We start from the raw sequence: 14,325 nt of genomic DNA, 5'->3' as shown, positions 1-14,325 counted from the left end.
AAGATGAACAAGCAACAACGCAACATACTGGCTGGCGTGCTGGCAGCGACCACCGTGGATATCCTGCTGCTGGCGGCGGTGCGGCCGTCTGCAGGGTTGGTCGCGGCCTGTGTCGGAATGGCGGCTGTGGGCGCTGTGCTGGCGGCGTGGGCTCTGCGTCTGCTGCGGGACGGGGCGGACGACGGTTTGGACGACCTGCGCGAAGCGGTCGAACGATGCGCCGCGGACGAGGAGGACGCGCTCCCGCCCGATCTGACCGGACGCGGCGGTGCAGTCGGCGCGCTGGCGCAGGCTGTGCAGCGACTGGCCGAGCGGGAGGATGACCGGCTGGAACAGGCCTGCCGCTCGGCTGCACAGGAGGCTGAGGAGCGCGCGCGCCGCAGCATGGCGGAGGAGATCTGCGCGTCCGCCCTGCCGCAGGTGCTGCCCGATATCCCCAGCCGCGCGCACTTTGAGGTGAGCGGCCTGATCGAGCAGGGCATGGGGCGGGACTGCCGCTTTTACGACTATTTCTTTATCGATCCCGGCCTGCTGTGCATCGTGCTGGGGCAGACGCCGGGCGGCGGCGTGGCGGAAGCGCTGTTCATGGTCATCGCACAGACGACCATCCGCAGCCGCCTGCGGCAGGGGCGCTCGCTGGAGGAAACGATGGCGGACGTGAACACCCAGCTGTACGACCTGGGCAGCCAGTTCAGCCTGAACGCGCTGGTGGCCACGCTCAGCACGGCGGACGGGCGCTTTACCTATGTCAACGCGGGGCAGCAACAGCCGCTGTTCATGCGCAACGAGGACCGCTATGAGTGGCTGGAGGCGCCGGTCTATGCGCCGCTGGGCATGAACGAGAACGTGTCTTACCGCTCGCAGGAGCTGCGCTTCAAGCAGGGGGACCGCATCTTCCTGAACACAGCGGGGCTGACCGACCTGCCTGACCGGACGGGCGAGGCCTATGGCGGGCAGCGCCTGCGCGCCGACCTCAATACCAGCCGCAGCAAAAATCTGGACAGCGGCGAACTGCTGCGCTTTGTGGCCGATCACGCGCTGGCGCACTGTAGCAGCGGACGGGACAACGGCGGCTTTGCCCTGCTTACCCTGCTGTTCTGCAAGGGCGATAAGGAGCTGGCGCACTGCGACGTACCCGCACGGCCGGAGTATGCAGGCGAGGTGACCGCGTTCCTCAAAAAGCAGTTCGAAGATAACGGCATCGACAAGCGGCACTATGCGCGCGAAGCGGTCGTGGTGGACGAGGTGTTCGCGCTCTGCTGCCGCAGGGCGGAGCCGGACAGCCATGTGATGGTGGAGTGCGGCGTAGCGCCGGATGCGCAGATGGTCAATATTCGTGTAACGGCGGTGCTGGACGGCGTGGATCCGATGGAGTCCGCGGACGCGGAGCCGGCGGGAAACGCGGTCAGCTTCATCCGAGACAATGCGGATTACATCACCTTCAAACCGGGGAAGGAGCGGGACACGATCACCATTGTGTGCTTCCTGAGCTGAACCGATATGGCGTGCAGGGCCTTGCGGCTTGAAGCCTTCCTATGGTGTGAAAGCACCGCCCGACAAAGGAGTCGGACGGTGCTTTTGCATGTGAGATAACAGGCGGGAGGGACAACGGCGGCAACGCGCCGGTACTGATCGCGTCCGCGCCCCGCAGATTGATGACTTTCTGAGCCGTAACGCCGTATCCGGCGCCGATATGCCGTCCATGCGGGCGGCCCCGCTTGAAATTTGCCGGACGGTAATGGTATAACAAAAATAACTTTACAGCGATAAATTTTTCAACATCCGGTGCAGCACGCCTCGCGTCCCCAGCAGAGCGGCGGCTGTAAGGCTCCATCCTGTGCTGGATGTCTGGAACAGGAGGAAACGCTACATGGAACGTATTAATCAGTTGTCTGCGTGTGCATCTGATATGAATACCATTCTGATTATTGACGATGACGAAATCAACTGAGGGATACTGCAGCATTTATTCTCCCAATAGTATGCCAGCGAGGAGGCGGACAACGGCCGCTCCGGACTGCAGGCCATCTTGCGGGGGCGTGGCCATTCGTGCGCGGTGCTGCTGCATGTGTTCAGGCCGGATAACAACGGCCTGGAAGCCCTGCGGGGGCTGAAAGAGGAGGATTGGCCCTGCTGGAAACGCTTCCTGTGTTCCTCATTACAGCCGAGCCGGACGCCTCCATGAAAGCCGCCTACGAGATGGGGGCATGGATATCATCAGCAAGCCAGTGGTCCCCTATATGGTGCTGTGTCGGGTGAACTCGGTGGTAGAACTGTTCCAGGCAAGACGGCGGCTGCAAAGCTGTGTGAATGATAGCTTTCGGGAACCGTGTATTCGATATCCATGACGCTTTCGTTGGTCAGGTACACATCCATGGCCAGCACGTCCCCCACCCTTCCAGATTGCGGGAGATGGTGAAATCGCATCTATGTATATGTCGCTGAATACGATCCCGGCGGCGGACAGAGTACTGCGGTACTAGTCGGCGGAGCCGTAATCATACGCCGCATCCCTCCACAGGGGGCGCAATAATCTTTCCGCCGATCACGGCGTAAGGGTCCACAATATAGCTTCCGAACAGTTCTTCCAGTTTGCCGCTGTAGCTCCGCAGCCATGCCGGCAGTGCGTCCTCCCGACACAGTTCGTCCATATATTTGCTCGCCATATCCAGCGCCTTGAGGTAATCATCCAGCCGCTGTTGCTTGGATACTGCGTGAAACAAAGCGTTTCTCCGCTGCTTGCTTTGTATTTTATGACAGCGTAAAGGGGACTTTGCAATATTGCCGCCGCATTTCGTTGTATGGTACGGCGGTCGCCCGCGGAGGCGCGGTAGCATGCGGCTGATTTTCCATCGCTCCCAGTGCTTTTTGCAGCGCGTTCACCGCGCCGCTGAGGCAATAGTGTCGGTAGCGGGAGGGTGGAATGGACTGCTCTATTCCCGCGATATAGGAAACGCTCCCCGCCATATCGCCATGGCTGCACAGGCCGCTCAAGACGTTGACATGGTGGCGTAAATCGTGAAGCCGGATGCGGTTTTCCTGCGGCTGGGTCGTAAGTTCGGCGTAATACCGTTCGGACATGGCCAGTTGGACCTCCTGTTCCTTGGCGTGGTCCGCAGAGGCCTTTACCCGACTCAGGCAAATCACCAGCATGAACAGCACCGCGCCGCTGACTGCGCATACGTGCAGCAGATTGATATGCTCGCCCCTGCGGTAGAAGATTAGCTCGGGATAGGTGGTCATGGCGAGGATCATCAGCTCCAGCATGAACACCGTCATGGCCAGCGGTGTCCAAGGTACCCTTTCGGCGCGCCACAGGTGCTGGAAGCGGGGAGTCAGGAAGCGCACCGCAAAGACTGTCCCCAGTATGATGCCCAGGTTGCGCACGCAAAGCATGCCGGGATTCGCGGTGTCAAAGGGGAAAACCAGGACCCGATCACATAGCCTGCGGTAGAACTCAGGATGGAAACCGCGTCGCAGGAAAAAGATGCACCAGAACTGTCCGTCCGGTCGCTGGGCAACAAAAAGCCCTGCAGCGATCTGGGGGGAACCAGTAGGCGGTGCCGAATATGGAGATGGCGGTATCCGGATCGAAAAGAGCCGCCAGCACACTGTAGCAGCCCGACAGAGCCAGCACTACGGCGTTAAAGAAGTCGAAATCGATATTTTGTTTTTCTATGTAAAATCATACAAATTATAGCGTTTTTTCGCCCGTCCCACAATAGGCAGGGAAAGTTAGACGGGAAACGGGCGCGTTCCGTTGTGCGCGGTGGAGAGGATTAGACGAAATATTGATTTTGCAAAGATGCGAGGGACGTATGGGGGCAGCCGGCAGCCGCAGGGATTTTCGCCCAGCGGAAGGAGCATGCCTTTTTCCGCGCTTTGCCAGATATAATTGATCAGCATGCTGAGGAAGATCAAAATACCCATGTAGCCGTATATGGGAAAAATTGATAATAGGTTTTTTCCCGATTTCAGTATAAAGCTCGTAAGCGGCTTATCTGTAATTATGGGAAAGCTGAATTTCAAAAACAACCGAGCCTTAACTGAGAATCAATAAAACAGTTGAGAGGAGGGTAACTAACGGTCGGAAAAGTATGATAGCATGTGGGTTGCAGGTCGGCAGTAAGACATAATAACTAAAAAGGGACGTTCTGCAGAACGTCCCTTTTTGCTGTTATCCACGGAGGGATATGAGGAGTATACCACCGTGTCGGCCAAGGCCAGTTACAGCGGCATATTGAGAAAAAAGAAGAAAAGAGAAAGGGTCAATCAATAAAGAGGCCGCGTCTGGGGAGCTCATGCACGCTCTTCCAGCCGTCGCTGAGGGGCTCGCGGAGGCAGGGCTCGATCTCCTCGTAAGGACGGAGGGAGAATTTGCGGGGATCGGGTACCTTGCCCGCGGGATAAGCTTCCAGGATGTCCTCGACCATGCAGTTCAGGTATTCACAGATCGCGGCAATCGGACGTTTTGCCTTTCTTGCTTCACCTCTTGACGGGTAGCCCACAACACCCTCAGGGGTACCGAAGCGCTCAATTACACGGTGGCCTTCCGCCTCGGACCACTTGTTCGGACGGTGGAATGAGTCCACGGAGCCATCATAGAAGCCTTCGTCCAGCATCCCCATTGACTTCGCCTGCGCGTCCACCACACAGCCCATATCCACCATGCCCGGGAACATGAGCAGCGCCGCAGAGGTTTCCGCTTCGTCCGCATGCACAAACGGCGTGCTGACGAAGTCCGGCCGCTCATCGCCCAGCGGATACCAAAATTCACGAATCGCACGATGCCACTCAACGACCGTTGCGAATGCCGGAAGCTCAAAGCGCTTAAAGAATTCCTGAATCGCGGACTCGAGCATCCAGTCCATGCCGTGGTTGTTGACAAGGATGATCTTGCGGAAACCATCGTCCCACAAGCCGACCATTACGTTAATCAGCGTATCAACGATGGACTTCTCACTCGTCATGACCGTGCCGGGCATACCGCAGTGATGGTAGGGATGGCCGCCGTAGTTGATCGGTGGAAGCGCCAACGCGACCTCGTGGCCCGCCTTAGCCGTCTTGCGTCGCACCGCCTCGCAGATCGAGGTACACATAAACGTGTCCAGGCCGGAGTTGTTATGGATGCCGTGATTCTCGGTGCAGCCGATTGGCACCAGGACGATATCGTTCTTATGGCGTTTCTCAATCACCATCTTGCGAGGCGAGGTCTGGATATAGCAGCCCGGCTTTCCGATCTCACTGTCGGACGGGATGCCGTAATCATCCAGAATGGCCTGGATCTCCTCCTCCGAGGCGTCCCACAGCCGTTTCTTCAGCCGTCCTACCTTGTTATCCTCAAAAAATATGTTCGGATACGCTGTCGTTAAGTACTTCTCTTGCATGAAATATTGCTCCTTTCATTGGTTTGGTCCACAAACAAAAAACGTTTTTATTCTTAATGAAAATATATCATGAAGAGAAAAAGGGTGTCAATTGGTTATAAATCACAATAACAAGAAGAGTATATATCATATATTTAACAAAAATGATGGATTTAACAAAATTAATATTGCATTTCTGGGGGGGGGGGTATAATGGCGACAACAAATAAAAACGTTTTTATCAAAACAGCCTGCATTTATGGTAAAGCATGTAATGATCTTTTTACTTAGGTATAACCGTATTGAATTTTACTCAACTGGAGGCGTGGAACACCATGAAAGCAATTATCTTCAAAAAACCGGGGAATATGCTTATGAGGATCGTCCAGTACCACAGGTGGAAAAGCCGGATGACGTTCAGATTAAAGTGCTGGGCGTAGGTATTTGCGGTACGGATCTGCATGTTTTGATGGATCCGCCAATGCATCCGGCAAAGCCTGGTATTATTTTTGGCCATGAATACTGTGGTGAGGTTGCCGCGGTAGGGGAGGCAGTGGATTGGTTGAAGCCCGGGGACAGAGTTATTGTTGATCCGCACCCGCCATGCGGATGCTGTAAAAATTGCCGGAGCGACTGTCCGGGCCAGTGTACTACGCTATACAGCCAGCAGGATACGCCGTGGCCGGAGCATGGAGTTACGAGGGGGCTTTTTGCGGACGGTGCATTGACAAGCTATACCTGTGTTCCAGCACATTCCGTTTACAAGATCAGCAAAGATACCCCTTGGCAGCTTGCCGCCTTGGCTGAACCGCTTTCTTGTGTTGGTTATGCTATTGAAAAACTGGATATTCAAGCAGGGGATACGGCTTGTGTTCTGGGGGCAGGCCCTATGGGACTCCTTTTTGCGGCAATGGCAAAAGCAAATGGTGCGACAAAGGTTATCGTGTCGGAGCCGTATGAATACCGCAGAGAAAAAGCGTTAAAGTGTGGTGCCACCCGTGTGGTTGATCCTGCTAAGGAAGATTTGAAGGCAGTCTGCTTAGAGGAAACGGATGGACTGGGGGTGGACCATTGTATTGAAGCGGTAGGGCAACTGTTGCCCACAGCGATTGACATGATTCGCCCTGGAGGAAAAATCGTGATGTTCGGACATGACGAAACGGCTATGCCGCCGGTACGGCTGGCAGAGATTGTCCGCAAAGAGGCAGCGATTTTTGGTGGGTTCCTTGGAAAATATTATTTTGAAAAAACAGCTCGCATTATAGAAAGTGGAATACTGCCGTTGGAGGAGATTGTAACACATACCTTCCCGCTCAGCGAGTATGAAAAAGGGCTTGAGCTGCTGCGGGCAGGTAAGGCTTTGAAAGTAGTAATTTATCCGGAGGAATACTGAGGGGTATTTTATGAAAAATGTTGTTGCAATCCTGGGCGCTGGCCGTATCGCGAGAGTTCACGCTGAAGCATTGGTTCGGTTTCAACGGGATGTCCGAATTAAATACATTATTGATCCATACCTGACCGAAGAAGCTCGACAGTGGGCTGGTCGAATTGGCATAGAAAATACGGGTGTGGACGCAAACTGTGTTTTCGAGGACGCGGAAATAGATGCTGTATTTATTTGCTCACCGACACCAACGCACTGCACCTATATCATGAGGGCTTGCGAAACCGGTAAAAATATATATTGTGAAAAACCGCTGGATTCTGACATCGAAAAAATTTACCAGGCCATTGGAGCAATACAAAAATCCGGCATAAAATTTCTGATGGGCTTTATGCGCCGTTTCGATGTAAACCAACAAAAACTGAAAAATACAGTGTCCAGTGGAAAAATTGGGGTTCCTCAAATCATTAAACTCTGTTCAAGAGATCCCGCGCTGCCTCCTTATGAATATATTGCCTCGAGTGGAGGAATTTATTTTGATTCCATGATTCACGACTTTGATCTTGCCAGATTTTTTTCAGGTTCTGAAGTCTCTGAGGTATATGCCTGCGGTAACGCATTGATTGATCCTGTATTGACAGAGTATGGTGATATCGATACGGCTCTGGCTGTTTTGAAATTCGATAGTGGAGCGGTTGGACTGATTGATCTGAGCCGTCAGTCGAATTGCGGATATGACCAACGTACCGAGGTCCATGGCTCAAAAGGTTTTGCACAGGTAGGGAATGTGCCGGAGACAACAGTAAGCATACATAATGAAGACGGCGTTCATGAAGATAAGCCGGTATATTTCTTTCTGGAGCGCTATGCAGATGCTTTCGTGCATGCGCAAGCGACATTTTTTGATGTGGTGAATAATGGTGCGGAACCGCCGGTTACGGCCTATGACGGGCTGCAAGCAGTGCGGATAGCAAAAGCGGCGACACTTTCCTGGAGAGAAAACCGCGCTGTCAAACTTGATGAGATCCCCTGATCCGGAAAGCAGGGGATCAATAACAAAAGCAGTTCTACCATGAATGTAGGGACGAGAAGAGGAGGAAAATCATGAAAAAAAGAATCGCTTTGTTTGTGGTATTTGCAATGCTGATGAGCCTGTTTGCTGGATGTTCGTCAGATGGAGCATCCGGAAACGATGCTTCCGCTGATTTGCCGCAGGACGAGGCAGCAGAAGATAAAATCGTTATCGGCTACACAGTAAACGATTTGAATGATACCTGGGTTTCGTCTGTTATCGATTATGTTGAGCAATGGGCGGATGAACACCCGGATGTGGAAGTCATCATTGGCGATGGTAAATCTGATGTGTCCACACAAATGGCTGTCGTAGAAGGCTGGATTGAAATGGGAATTGACAGCGTTTGCCTTAAGCCTGTCGATTATGAAGCCTCGCTTTCTATTCTTGATTCCGTCAAAGCAGCGGGGATCAATTATGTAGCCATGCAGCAGGATGCGGAAGATGCGGATTGTTTTGTCGGTGCAAATGGTGTAGAGACTGGCGAAGCGCAGATGCAGGCGGTTATCGATGCCATTGGCGGCTCCGGTAAGATCGCATATCTGGCGGGTACGGAGGGTACGCTGGTTGCCTCTGAAAGAGAAGAAGGTTCAATGTCTGCCTTGGAAGCATCGCCTGAATGTGAACTGGTTGCACGCGAGGATGGAGATTGGTTGCGTGAAGACGCCATTTCGATCGTAGAAACCTGGATTACCTCTGGCATTGAATTTGATGCAATCTGCGCGGCCTGCGATGAAATGGCAATCGGCGCGATTTTGGCGCTGCAGGATGCAGGGATAGACGATGTTGTTGTCGCGGGTATTGATGGCCTTCAGATGGGCTGCGAATATGTAAAGAATGGCGATATGACGCTTACTTTTTATGCAGACGCGAAAGGTTTGGCCTATGAATCGCTGGATGCTGCGCTGGCACTGGCCAAAGGCGGGCAGCCGGAAGATGTCGTCCTGAAAGATCTGCTGGTTAATAGAGATAATGTGGATGAATATTTGGCATTGTGGAGTTAAACACACCTAAAAATACATAGGTCGGAACGCTGCTGCGCTTCCTGTATTAAGAATGGAAAAGCAGCACTGTCTCTTTCTGCGCAAATGGTTGTCCGCAAAAGCGGGCAACCATTTGTAAACTATCATGCGGCAAGGAGGAGTACTTTTGGGACAAGAGTATATTTTGGAGGCAAGCGGTATTTGTAAAGCGTTTCCCGGGGTGATCGCTCTGTCAGATGTGGATTTGCGCGTAAGAAAGGGAACCGTCCATGCTCTGATGGGGGAGAATGGCGCTGGCAAGTCCACAATGATGAAAAATCTTGTTGGGAATTTATTCGCGGGACAGTGGGAAAATCATTTTTAACGGGAAAGAAGTACACTATAAAGGGCCAAGAGAAGCTCTGGATGACGGCCTGGCCATGATTCATCAGGAGCTAAGCACGGTGCAGGAACTCAAAGTATATGAAAACATTTTTTTAGGCAAGGAAATATGTTTGAAAGGACTCTGGATCAAAAACGATAAAGCGATGCATGAAGCGGCTCTTCAACTTTTTAATCGACTGGAGATTGATATAGATCCAGATGCAAAAATGAAAACCTTGAGTGTTGCCAAGCAGCAGCTTTGTGAGATTGCCAAAGCAATTTCATATAATGCAAAACTGATTATCATGGACGAGCCGACCTCCGCCATCACAGAAACAGAAGTCGCGCATCTATTCAAAATTATTCGCAAGCTCAGGGATGAGCAAGTCAGTATCATTTACATCACACATAAGATGGACGAGGTATTTGAAATCTCCGATGATATATCGGTGTTTCGTGACGGTCAATACATTGGAACAAAGCTGGCAAGCGATATTACTTATGATGAGTTGATTCAAATGATGGTTGGCCGTACAATTACCAATATTTTTCCCAAGGAAGAAGCGGAAATCGGAGAAGTTTATTTGAAGGTAGAAGGGCTAAGCCGTAATAACGAATTTCATGATGTCAGCTTTGAAGTTCGCAGGGGAGAAATATTTGGCTTGGCCGGCCTGATGGGCGCAGGGCGTACCGAGGTCGTTGAAACACTGTTTGGCGTTCGAAAAAAGTCTGCGGGTAAAATTTATGTGGATGGAAAAGAAGCGCGGATTAAATCGCCCAGTGATGCAATTCGATATGGGTTTTGCCTCCTTACGGAAGATAGAAAACAAAGCGGCTGTTTTTTATCGTTAAGCGTGCGTTTGAATACAGTGGCTGCCTCATTATCCAAACATGCAAAAGGGCCCTTTATCATGCGGAAAATGACCGTGCATTCTGCGGAAGAGATGAAAAAGCTCCTTTCGATAAAGACCCCCGGAATTAACACACCGATTTCAAATCTGTCAGGGGGAAATCAACAAAAGGTATTGGTCGGACGATGGCTGCTAACCAGCCCCGATATCCTTATTTTCGATGAGCCCACACGCGGTATCGATGTGGGAAGTAAATCCGAGATTCACAGGCTGCTGACAAACCTTGCCAAGCAAGGGAAATGCGTTATCATCGTTTCCTCAGAAATGCCGGAGGTCATGGGGATGAGCGATCGAATACTGGTAATGAGCGAGGGGAAAGCCGTCGGCATCATTGAGCGTAAGGATTTCTCTCAAGAAAAGATCATGCGCTACGCAACCGGTACAGCAGATTAAATGGGGAGGAATTCTTGATGAAAAAGTCGCTTGCAATGAAAGACAGACTGCAGGTCGTTATTAAAGAGTACAGCGCTATTTTAATTTTGTTGGCGCTGGTGTTGGCTATGAGTATCCTGAAAGGGGATTCGTTTTTAAAAAGCACGAATCTGGTTAATATCATTCGTCAACAGGCTGTGATCGGTATTATTGCCTTGGGCATTATGTTCCCCATTGTCAGTGGCGGTACTGACCTTTCCGGAGGTTCGGTGGTAGCGCTGTGCGGCGTTTTTGCAGCTTTGGCGGTTCGAGCGGAGCTTCCCATCCCGTTGGTGTTTTTGATTGCAATAGTTATTGGAGCCTTGACAGGAGTGATTAACGGATTTTTTATAGCGTATGGCAACGTTCCTGCTTTTATCGCAACGCTGGGAATGATGTCAGCAGCAAGAGGAGCGGCCTTGCTGATTACCGATAGCAAAAACATCAATGGGTTTTATGACGCATTTGAAAGCATCGGGACAGATTCTTTCTTGGGATTACCTATTGCAGCGTGGATATTTGTTTTGATGGCGATTATCATTTACATTATTTTGGAGCGCACAAAATACGGAACTTCGATATATGCAATTGGAGGAAACGCAACTGCTGCAAAGGTCTCGGGTATTAATGTTCGTCTATGTAATTTCATGGGGTATGTGATTGCCGGTATTTGCACGGGGGTAGCCGCTGTTGTGCTGACAGCCAGAATGCGCTCGGGGAATCCTTCTGTTGGCAACGCCTATGAAATGGATGCGATTACTTGCGTAATTTTAGGTGGCGCCAGTTTTTCCGGCGGTAGTGGAAAAGTTGTCAATACGGTATTTGGCGCTTTGATTTTGGGTATTTTGGTAAATGGCATGACCATGCTGCAGATCGACTCCAATTTGCAGAGTGTGGTCAAGGGTGCTGTTATTGTTATAGCGGTATTTCTCGATTCCCGCAAACGGACGGATTGAATTGGGGAATTATGTAAAGATGAAGATTGAATTTCAAAAAAAAATCAGATATAATAAAACAGCTATATTCAACCCTGAATTTGCAAGTAGCAGAACGGGGTAAGCTAATTTATTAGAAAGAAGCCCGAAATATGATACTTACGGAAAAGTCTGTTGGTATAAAGGATGTAGCGCGGCACGCCGGCGTGTCAATTTCTACTGTATCTAATGTGCTGAATGGGACCAGACCGGTTAGTCTCGCTCTGACAAAACGGGTTATGAAGGCGGTTAAAGAACTGAATTATGAAACTAATTTAGTTGGTCGCCAGCTGAAGACAGGAAAATCCCAGCAAATTGCCGTCGTTATTCCCTCTATCACCAGCATCTTTTTTCCGAATCTTTTAAAAAGTATTCAGGTCGCTGCGGATAAAGAGGATTACACGGTCAGTATCTTTAATACAAAAGGCGATATTAACCAGGAAAGACGAGTTATTAATCTGTTGCGCTCGCGTAATTATGATGGCGTTATGTTGTCGTCTTGCGCGGATGTGGATCAAATTGAAACCGCGGAATATTTGGATTTTCTTCACGCAATCAATTTTTCATCACAGCCGATGCATATTATCTGCCTTGAAGCAGCGATCAGTCCCAAATTAGACGCAGTGGTTGTTAACGATTTGGAAGGGACCATGAAAGCAACTAATTACCTCATTGAGAGCGGACGCAGGAACATCGCGCATATCGCAGCGCCAAACCAATACATGATGGGTAAAAACCGGCGCAGAGGCTTTATATCTTCCTTGTTGCTCAAGGGGCTGAGCGTGGATGACCATCTGATTGTTGAGGGACGTTATACCTGCGAAAGCGGCTATGAGGCCATGAAGCAGCTCTTAAATACAGGACGAACAATCGATGCGGTTGTTGCAGGCAACGACCAAATGGCGATTGGCGCGATTAACTATTTGAAGCAGCAACAGATCCGGATTCCGGAAGATATTGCAGTGGTGGGATTTAACGATAACACACCGGCTTCGCTGATTTCGCCGTCGTTGACCACCATTCATATACCGAAAGAAGAAATGGGAGCGCAGGCGTTCGAGCTTTTTATGCGTCGGGTCAATAATGACCAGTCCGCCAGAATGATGATTTGCTTGGAGGGAGAGTTGATAATACGCAATTCAACTGACCCCAGCGTAAAAGCGGAATGGGATATGAACTGGTAACTATAACCGTACGATGGACTTGAAATCATTTCATAACACGGATTGCAGGCTGCTTTTCGACGCCTGCAATCCGTGTTTTTGATGCTGATATGGATGGAGCGAATAGAAGAAATGATTCGTAAATGGGTTTGTAAAAAATTTTGTAGATCTGTAATATAGAGAATCGTTTTTTCTTGACAGTTTGGATAATTGTTATATAATATGAAGTATACTTCATGTGAAGCTTACTTCATATTCGGCGGTGGTATAGTGAAAAACCGAGTAAAAGAATTGCGTACGGCTGCTGGTATAACACAGCAGCAATTGGCGGAGCGGGTCCATGTGTCTGCCAGAACGATTATCTCGTTGGAAAAGGGGCAGTACAACCCCTCGTTGCTGCTGGCCTACCGTTTAGCGGAGCAGTTCGGCACATCGATCGAGGAGCTCTATTGTCTGAAAGAAAACAGGGAAGAGGAGGATAAGCGGTATGAAAATCTATAACAAAAAAACGTTCTGGTATGGAATTGGTTTTATAGTGCTTGGCACGCTCCAGCTGATGATCAGCATATGGAAAGGATTTGACCTGAAAGGAACGGTTATGATAATTTTATGCCTGCTGATCGGCGGCAGCGGACTGCTCCGCAGCTTTTCCCGGGAGATGTCGCGCGAGGACAAGATCGCGGAACTGGACGAGCGAAATCGTTTGGTCGAGTGGCGCGCTAAAAGCCGTGCGCTGGGTATCGCGGAACTGGTGTGCTTTGTTTGTATGCTGCTCAGTATTTTTGGGATGCAGGCAATGGAGGCGTTCTTTGGAGGCATGCTGGTAGCCTTTGGCCTCATTTTTACAACAATGCTGATTATCGAATGCATTACCTTGCTGTACTATAACAAAAAGCTCTGATTTTGCCTGCTTTTGCACGGGCGATGCCGGCTGGATTGCCCAGTTGGCGCTTTTATGCTATAATAGACACCGAAGGGATGTAATGCCTGTATGCAGGAGGAATGCAATGGAACTGACCGATTTTCTCGAAATGGATATGCTGGGTGAACACGACGCGGAGAAACTGATGGAATCCGCCATGCAGTTGCAGCAGATCATGCTGCTGTATGAGGCGGGAATCCGAGAGATCAAGACAAAGCTGGATATTTTGAGCGACGAATCGAATATCTCCGGCAAGCCAAGTCCGATTGATTCGATCAAAAGCCGTATCAAATCGCCGCGCAGCATTATCAAAAAGCTCAAGCGGCGCGGCTTCCCGATTTCTTTACAGTCCATGATGGATAACCTGAACGACATCGGCGGCATCCGCGTGATCTGCCCCTTTATCCAAGATATCTATACGGTGGCGGATATGCTGATGCGGCAAAGCGACCTGACACTGATCGAAAAGAAGGACTATATTGCCAACCCCAAGCCGAATGGTTACCGCAGCCTGCACCTGATCCTGGAGGTGCCGATTTTCCTGTCGGAAACAACCAAGCCGGTGCGGATCGAGCTGCAGCTGCGGACGATTGCCATGGATTTCTGGGCGAGTCTGGAGCATCAGCTTCGGTATAAATCCGATGTGCAGGTGCCGCCGCACATATCGGACGACCTGAAAGAGTGCGCGGATGTTATCGCGGCGACCGATGAGGAGATGCAGCGCATTGCTAAGGAGCTGCATGTCCTGCGGTAAAACACAAAGCTGAGAAAGGACC

The 14,325-nt window shown here is 50.7% G+C and carries 14 protein-coding genes and 1 pseudogene; 11 read left to right on the top strand and 4 right to left on the bottom strand.

The features are described from left to right. The first annotated feature begins 3 nt into the window (after nucleotides 1-3). Entirely contained in the window at nucleotides 4-1,494 is a 1,491-nt protein-coding gene (locus RX717_RS11725) for a PP2C family protein-serine/threonine phosphatase (RefSeq protein ID WP_107631791.1), read from the top strand. Here RX717_RS11725 and RX717_RS11720 read toward each other — a convergent pair. Further along, nucleotides 1,469-1,966, bottom strand: coding sequence for a hypothetical protein (locus RX717_RS11720; protein WP_316960301.1), 498 nt, complete (start codon nucleotides 1,964-1,966; stop codon nucleotides 1,469-1,471). The two genes, RX717_RS11725 and RX717_RS11720, sit on opposite strands and share 26 nt — an antisense overlap. Before the next feature lie 241 nt (nucleotides 1,967-2,207). Between RX717_RS11720 and RX717_RS11715 the strand changes: the two genes are divergently transcribed. Next, nucleotides 2,208-2,348, top strand: coding sequence for a hypothetical protein (locus tag RX717_RS11715; protein ID WP_159068189.1), 141 nt, complete (start codon nucleotides 2,208-2,210; stop codon nucleotides 2,346-2,348). A 150-nt stretch (nucleotides 2,349-2,498) separates the two neighbouring features. On the opposite strand, the gene RX717_RS11710 is transcribed toward RX717_RS11715, so the two are convergent. The 3 genes from RX717_RS11710 to iolN all read right to left on the bottom strand — a co-directional run bounded on the left by RX717_RS11710 (nucleotide 2,499) and on the right by iolN (nucleotide 5,387). Beyond that, entirely contained in the window at nucleotides 2,499-2,723 is a 225-nt protein-coding gene (locus RX717_RS11710; RefSeq protein WP_107631792.1) for a hypothetical protein, read from the bottom strand. Nucleotides 2,724-2,751: 28 nt separating this feature from the next. Next, a complete protein-coding gene (locus RX717_RS11705) occupies nucleotides 2,752-3,387 on the bottom strand; it encodes a hypothetical protein (protein WP_159068190.1) in 636 nt (211 codons plus the stop codon). Between the two features lie 881 nt (nucleotides 3,388-4,268). Then, on the bottom strand, nucleotides 4,269-5,387 hold the full coding sequence (gene iolN / locus RX717_RS11700) for a 3-dehydro-scyllo-inosose hydrolase (RefSeq protein ID WP_054328598.1): 1,119 nt from the start codon (nucleotides 5,385-5,387) through the stop codon (nucleotides 4,269-4,271). Between the two features lie 238 nt (nucleotides 5,388-5,625). Between iolN and RX717_RS11695 the strand changes: the two genes are divergently transcribed. The 9 genes and pseudogenes from RX717_RS11695 to RX717_RS11655 all read left to right on the top strand — a co-directional run bounded on the left by RX717_RS11695 (nucleotide 5,626) and on the right by RX717_RS11655 (nucleotide 14,303). Beyond that, nucleotides 5,626-6,759: a zinc-dependent alcohol dehydrogenase gene (locus tag RX717_RS11695; protein WP_316960300.1), complete on the top strand. Its 1,134-nt coding sequence runs from the start codon at nucleotides 5,626-5,628 to the stop codon at nucleotides 6,757-6,759. 10 nt (nucleotides 6,760-6,769) lie between these two features. Next, the gene (iolG, locus tag RX717_RS11690) at nucleotides 6,770-7,783 is read left to right on the top strand and encodes an inositol 2-dehydrogenase (protein WP_054328097.1); all 1,014 of its coding nucleotides are present in this window, start codon (nucleotides 6,770-6,772) and stop codon (nucleotides 7,781-7,783) included. 71 nt (nucleotides 7,784-7,854) lie between these two features. Continuing rightward, nucleotides 7,855-8,826 carry a substrate-binding domain-containing protein gene (locus RX717_RS11685; RefSeq protein WP_107631796.1) on the top strand — a complete coding sequence of 324 codons (972 nt, stop codon included), beginning with the start codon at nucleotides 7,855-7,857 and terminating at the stop codon, nucleotides 8,824-8,826. Between the two features lie 124 nt (nucleotides 8,827-8,950). Then, nucleotides 8,951-10,472, top strand: a pseudogene (locus tag RX717_RS11680) (sugar ABC transporter ATP-binding protein). A 17-nt stretch (nucleotides 10,473-10,489) separates the two neighbouring features. Beyond that, nucleotides 10,490-11,446, top strand: a complete 957-nt coding sequence (locus tag RX717_RS11675; protein WP_107631797.1) for an ABC transporter permease — start codon at nucleotides 10,490-10,492, stop codon at nucleotides 11,444-11,446. A gap of 131 nt (nucleotides 11,447-11,577) precedes the next feature. Beyond that, nucleotides 11,578-12,648, top strand: coding sequence for a LacI family DNA-binding transcriptional regulator (locus tag RX717_RS11670; RefSeq protein ID WP_054328092.1), 1,071 nt, complete (start codon nucleotides 11,578-11,580; stop codon nucleotides 12,646-12,648). 249 nt (nucleotides 12,649-12,897) lie between these two features. Further along, complete coding sequence (locus tag RX717_RS11665; RefSeq protein ID WP_054328091.1) at nucleotides 12,898-13,128, top strand: helix-turn-helix transcriptional regulator; 231 nt, start codon at nucleotides 12,898-12,900, stop codon at nucleotides 13,126-13,128. Then, entirely contained in the window at nucleotides 13,115-13,528 is a 414-nt protein-coding gene (locus tag RX717_RS11660) for a DUF2178 domain-containing protein (RefSeq protein WP_107631798.1), read from the top strand. Before RX717_RS11665 ends, RX717_RS11660 begins: the two co-directional genes overlap by 14 nt. A gap of 106 nt (nucleotides 13,529-13,634) precedes the next feature. Then, nucleotides 13,635-14,303, top strand: a complete 669-nt coding sequence (locus RX717_RS11655) for a GTP pyrophosphokinase (protein ID WP_054328089.1) — start codon at nucleotides 13,635-13,637, stop codon at nucleotides 14,301-14,303. Nucleotides 14,304-14,325: the final 22 nt, after the last annotated feature.

Origin of the sequence: Intestinibacillus sp. NTUH-41-i26, assembly GCF_032769475.1 — a bacterium.
Lineage (GTDB): Bacteria > Bacillota > Clostridia > Oscillospirales > Butyricicoccaceae > Agathobaculum > Agathobaculum ammoniilyticum.
Note: the sequence above shows the minus strand (reverse complement) of the source record. Positions and strands in the feature narration are given on the sequence as shown.

What these genes read in the sequence shown, in the direction of transcription:
- RX717_RS11655 (WP_054328089.1), top strand. Translation starts at nt 13,635, where the DNA reads ATGGAACTGACCGATTTTCTCGAAATGGATATGCTGGGTGAACACGAC.
- RX717_RS11660 (WP_107631798.1), top strand. Translation starts at nt 13,115, where the DNA reads ATGAAAATCTATAACAAAAAAACGTTCTGGTATGGAATTGGTTTTATA.
- iolN (WP_054328598.1), bottom strand. Translation starts at nt 5,387, where the DNA reads ATGCAAGAGAAGTACTTAACGACAGCGTATCCGAACATATTTTTTGAG.
- RX717_RS11685 (WP_107631796.1), top strand. Translation starts at nt 7,855, where the DNA reads ATGAAAAAAAGAATCGCTTTGTTTGTGGTATTTGCAATGCTGATGAGC.
- iolG (WP_054328097.1), top strand. Translation starts at nt 6,770, where the DNA reads ATGAAAAATGTTGTTGCAATCCTGGGCGCTGGCCGTATCGCGAGAGTT.
- RX717_RS11670 (WP_054328092.1), top strand. Translation starts at nt 11,578, where the DNA reads ATGATACTTACGGAAAAGTCTGTTGGTATAAAGGATGTAGCGCGGCAC.
- RX717_RS11720 (WP_316960301.1), bottom strand. Translation starts at nt 1,966, where the DNA reads ATGCTGCAGTATCCCTCAGTTGATTTCGTCATCGTCAATAATCAGAAT.
- RX717_RS11715 (WP_159068189.1), top strand. Translation starts at nt 2,208, where the DNA reads ATGGATATCATCAGCAAGCCAGTGGTCCCCTATATGGTGCTGTGTCGG.
- RX717_RS11675 (WP_107631797.1), top strand. Translation starts at nt 10,490, where the DNA reads ATGAAAAAGTCGCTTGCAATGAAAGACAGACTGCAGGTCGTTATTAAA.
- RX717_RS11725 (WP_107631791.1), top strand. Translation starts at nt 4, where the DNA reads ATGAACAAGCAACAACGCAACATACTGGCTGGCGTGCTGGCAGCGACC.
- RX717_RS11695 (WP_316960300.1), top strand. Translation starts at nt 5,626, where the DNA reads ATGGTAAAGCATGTAATGATCTTTTTACTTAGGTATAACCGTATTGAA.